This is a genomic window from Saccharopolyspora sp. (assembly GCF_017434145.1).
Taxonomy (GTDB): Bacteria; Actinomycetota; Actinomycetes; order Mycobacteriales; family Pseudonocardiaceae; genus Saccharopolyspora_C; species Saccharopolyspora_C galaxeae.
In genome coordinates this window covers 1-3,905 of sequence record NZ_JAFRFW010000128.1, presented here as the reverse complement: position 1 = coordinate 3,905, position 3,905 = coordinate 1, and the positions used below count along the sequence as shown (strand labels likewise).

Sequence of the window (3,905 nt, the reverse complement as noted above, 5' to 3'; positions counted from 1 at the left end):
TCGAACGGTCCGCGCGGCGGCCGGGCCGATTCGCTCAGCTCCCACCGGATGCCGAGCCCTTCGGCCGTGCCGCGCTCGGCCGCGACCGCGAGCATCCCGGCCGAAACGTCCTGCCCGGTGAGCCGGTGCCCGTCCGCGGCGAACAGCCGCGCCAGGAATCCGGTCCCGCATCCGGAATCGAGCACTTCGGCACCGCGTCCGACCACATCGGACACCAGCGGTCCGACGCGTTCGGCCCACAGCGCGCGGGCCGGGTCCTGTCCGGGCTGGCTGTCGTAGCCGAGCCGCGCGCGGGCGTCCCAGTACTCGACGACCGCTTCTGGTGCCTCGGTCATCCCAGCGTGACCTCCCGGGTCAGGAACTCGTGCTCCAGCGGGTCGGCGGGGATGCCGCGCACTTCGGCGCGGTGCGCGAAGCGCTGCTGCTCGTGCACCAGCGGGATCCCCGCCACCTTCTCGGCCAGCAGGTCGTCGGCTCGGCGGAACACCTCGGCCCGGCGGGCCGGGTCGGTGAGCCGCGGCAGCTCGGCGAGCAGCGCCTCGAACTCCGGCGCGCAGAAGTGATCCAGGTTGAACCCGCCCCGGCAGCTGAAGTCGCTGGTCAGGTGCGTCGCGGCGTCCGGGGTGTCGACGAGCTGGTTGCGCGAGTACACGACGGCGTCCAACTCGCCCGACAACGCGCGGGCCTCGATCCGGTCGGGTGGCTGCTGCACGATCCGCACCTGGAAACCGGCTCGGCCCAGTTCGTCGGCCACCGCCGTGGCCAGCGCGGGCAGCTCCGGCCGGTCCGGGTAGGTGCCGATGGTGATCGGCACCGGCCGCCCGCCGGTCGCCGCGGCCAACGCCTGCCGCGCGGCGGGAACATCGCCCGGCGGTGGGGGTTTCTCGGCGCTGAACGGGACCGCGGGACCGAAGTAGCGGCTCGCGGGCTTGCCTTGTCCTCGAAGGACACCGGAGACGAGTTCGGCGCGGTCGATCGCCTCGGCCGCGGCGCCGCGTACCCGCGGATCGTCGAACGGCGGCCGCGAGGTGTTGAGGTGCAACGCGGTCGTGCGCGGCAGGTCCACGGTGGACAGCGCGAGCGATTCGTCGCCGCGCAGCGCGTCCAGCTGCGTGATCGGAACCTTGTCGATCAGGTCGAACTCGCCGCTGCGCAACCCGCTGACCCGCGCAGCGGAATCCTCCACGAAACGCACCTGCGCCTGCGCGACCTTGGCCGGGCCTGCCCGGTGACCGTCGAAGCGGCGCAGCGACACGCTTTGCGCACCGTCCGCTCCGGTGATCTCGAACGGCCCGGTGCCCGGCCCCTTGAGCGGGTCGACCGAACCGTCCGGGCGGATCGCGGAGGGCGCCAGCACCGCCGTGTTCGCCGTGCTCATCCGCTGCGGCAGGATCGGATCGGGCGCAACCGTGCGGACCGAGAGAGTCCGGTCGTCCAGTGCGGCGGCCTGCTCGATCGTGCCGCGCAGCGCACGCGGCGGTGCGGGCGCGTGCACGACCCGGTTCACCGAGTCCGCGGCGGCCTGCGCGGTCAGCGGCTCACCGGACTGGAACCGGACGCCCTCGGCGAGCGTGAAACGCCACTCGGTCGGGCCGGTGCGCTGCCAGGACTCCGCCAAGCCCGGGCGGACCGTGCCGTCCGGTGAGCCGTCGAGCAGCGTCTCGGTGACGCCGAGCCGCATCAGCAGCAGCGCGTCGTCCGAGGCCGGGGACCAGTTCGCCCGCGGCGGGATCGCCATGGCGACCCGCAGCGCCGCCGGGTCCGCGGCACCACCGGTGAAGCCGCAGCCGGCTACGGCCAGCACCAGTCCGAAGACCAGCCAAGTGCACCTGATGCGCAACGACCAACTCCTTGCAAGAACAAACCCTGGAATCCTTGCACGGACAACGTGGCCGGGGCCAGGAATGGCCGTCGAATGTGGGCGCGATCGCTGGTTGTTACCGGTTCAGCGGGTGCGGCGCGGAGCGCGTGCGGCATCGAGCCGCGCCTGCGCGCAGGACTCCGGCGCGCTGCGCGGCCTCGGGCAAGCCGCGAGCGGGTCAGCGGCACGGCTGCTCACTGCGCCACCAAGCCGCTGCCCGGAAGCTTCGCCCCGGACGCGTAGTTCACGGCGCAATACACCACGTGCCGGTACTCGGATTGCCGCTCGTCCCACCGCTCCCTGGCGGGCGCCAACGCCGTGACCTCGACTTCACGCGCCTGCAGCCACGGGTTGTTGCGGTAGGAGCCGAACCTGTCGCGGCACAGCGTCGCCGCCTCCGCCGGCGGCGGGTAGGCGTCGTCCTTGGCCAGCTGGATGCCGGCGAACACCTCCATGTCGTGCGCCGCATCGCAGCCGACCGGGTCCATCCGCCCGCCGGGCCGCGCGTCCCCGTCGGCGCACCAGGTGTTGCCGTAGGTGGTCTCGGTCAGATCCACGTCTTCCGGGTTCGGGGTGCCGTCGTGGATCTGGCTGTTCCAGGTCGTCGCAGACGTGCCGACGACCCGCGCGGGGATGGCGACGCCGGTATCGCCGGTGGCGGTGGCTCCGCCGATGGCGATGCCTCCCACCAGCGCGGCCGCGATCGCCAGCGCCGTCCCGGCGACGACCAGCGCCATCCGCCGCCGCGGTGCGCGCCGCCGCCTGACGGAGGTCGTGCGGTCCTGCGACCCGCTCCGCCCGTCGGGCGCGTACTGCTCCAGGACGCCCCGCACGTCGTCGGCATCCGGGCGCCGCTCGGCGCGCTTGTCCAGCAGCCCGGCCACGGTGGAGGCGAGCGGCTCGCCGCAGTCCAGCTTCGGCGGCGAATAGCTGACCACCGCGTACAACCCCGCCTGCTGTTCGGTGCGGCCGAACGGGGAATGCCCGGACAACATGCTGTAGAGCGTGACGCCGAGCTGCCACATGTCGGTCGCGGTGCTCACCGGGTCGCCGTTGACCTGTTCCGGGCTCAGGTAGGCGGGCGAACCCATGATCATGTCGGACCGGGTGAGCCGGGTGTCCTCCTGCATCCAGGCGAGCCCGAAATCCGCGAGTTTCGCGCGCGAACGGGCCGACGGCAGCAGGATATTGCTGGGTTTGACATCGCGGTGCACGATTCCGATGCGGTGCGCGCTCTGCAGCGCGTCGAGCACTTCCAGCGCGATCGCCGCGGCCCATTCCGGCCGCATCGGCCCGAATCGGTCCAGCACTTCGGCGAGCGAAGAACCCTCGACGAATTCCATCACGATGTGGACGACACCGGCATCGCTGTCCCAGAGCACATCGTGGACGGTGACCGCGGCCGGATCGTTGATCCGCCCGGCCCCGCGGATTTCCCGCAGCAGCCGCCGGATGGACGAGTCCCGGTCCTGCGCGGTGAGATTGCGCGGCACCGAGATCTCCTTGATCGCGACCGGCCGCTGGATGAGCCGGTCCTCCCCGTGCCAGACGACCCCCATTCCGCCTCTGCCGACCTCTTCCAGCAGCGCATAGCGCCCGTCCCCGATCGTTCGTACTTCGGCCTGCGAACCCGGTCCACTCACCCGCGACACCCCTCCACCGTCATCATCGATCAGCCACGCGGCGACGGATACGTGATCCGGAATTTACCGCAGCACGGCGACGGATCCGGAAATAGGTGGATTCATGGTCCCCGGTGCGCGACAACCGACCATCCCGGTTATCACGGGAATCAATAAACGAACTCCGCACCGGTGCGGAAACCGACGCCCCTTCGGAATGAATCGCGCAACAGGAGGGCCTCCGACACCCGCGGCCGACGCGCTCGTCGATTGTGCACAGCACCGGCGCACAGCGGTTCTCGCTGATCGGCGCCGTCGAACGCGAATTCGGTCAGGTCGCGCAGGCGATGCACGTCGCCGCGGCGGGCAGCGCCTCCAGCCGCTCGGCCCCGATGGCCGCCCCGCACCGCTCGCACACGCCG

At 71.7% G+C, this 3,905-nt stretch carries 4 protein-coding genes; all 4 read right to left on the bottom strand.

The features are described 5' to 3' along the window. On the bottom strand, positions 1-335 hold a 335-nt coding region (locus IJH84_RS03420), incomplete at its 3' end, for a class I SAM-dependent methyltransferase (RefSeq protein WP_295140043.1). Beyond that, on the bottom strand, positions 332-1,840 hold the full coding sequence (locus tag IJH84_RS03415) for an ABC transporter substrate-binding protein (RefSeq protein WP_200070492.1): 1,509 nt from the start codon (positions 1,838-1,840) through the stop codon (positions 332-334). The genes IJH84_RS03415 and IJH84_RS03420, both read right to left, overlap by 4 nt. Before the next feature lie 215 nt (positions 1,841-2,055). Further along, the gene (locus tag IJH84_RS03410; protein ID WP_295140040.1) at positions 2,056-3,504 is read right to left on the bottom strand and encodes a serine/threonine-protein kinase; all 1,449 of its coding nucleotides are present in this window, start codon (positions 3,502-3,504) and stop codon (positions 2,056-2,058) included. 310 nt (positions 3,505-3,814) lie between these two features. Further along, on the bottom strand, positions 3,815-3,901 hold the full coding sequence (locus tag IJH84_RS03405) for a TraR/DksA C4-type zinc finger protein (protein ID WP_295140044.1): 87 nt from the start codon (positions 3,899-3,901) through the stop codon (positions 3,815-3,817). Between the last annotated feature and the right edge of the window lie 4 nt (positions 3,902-3,905).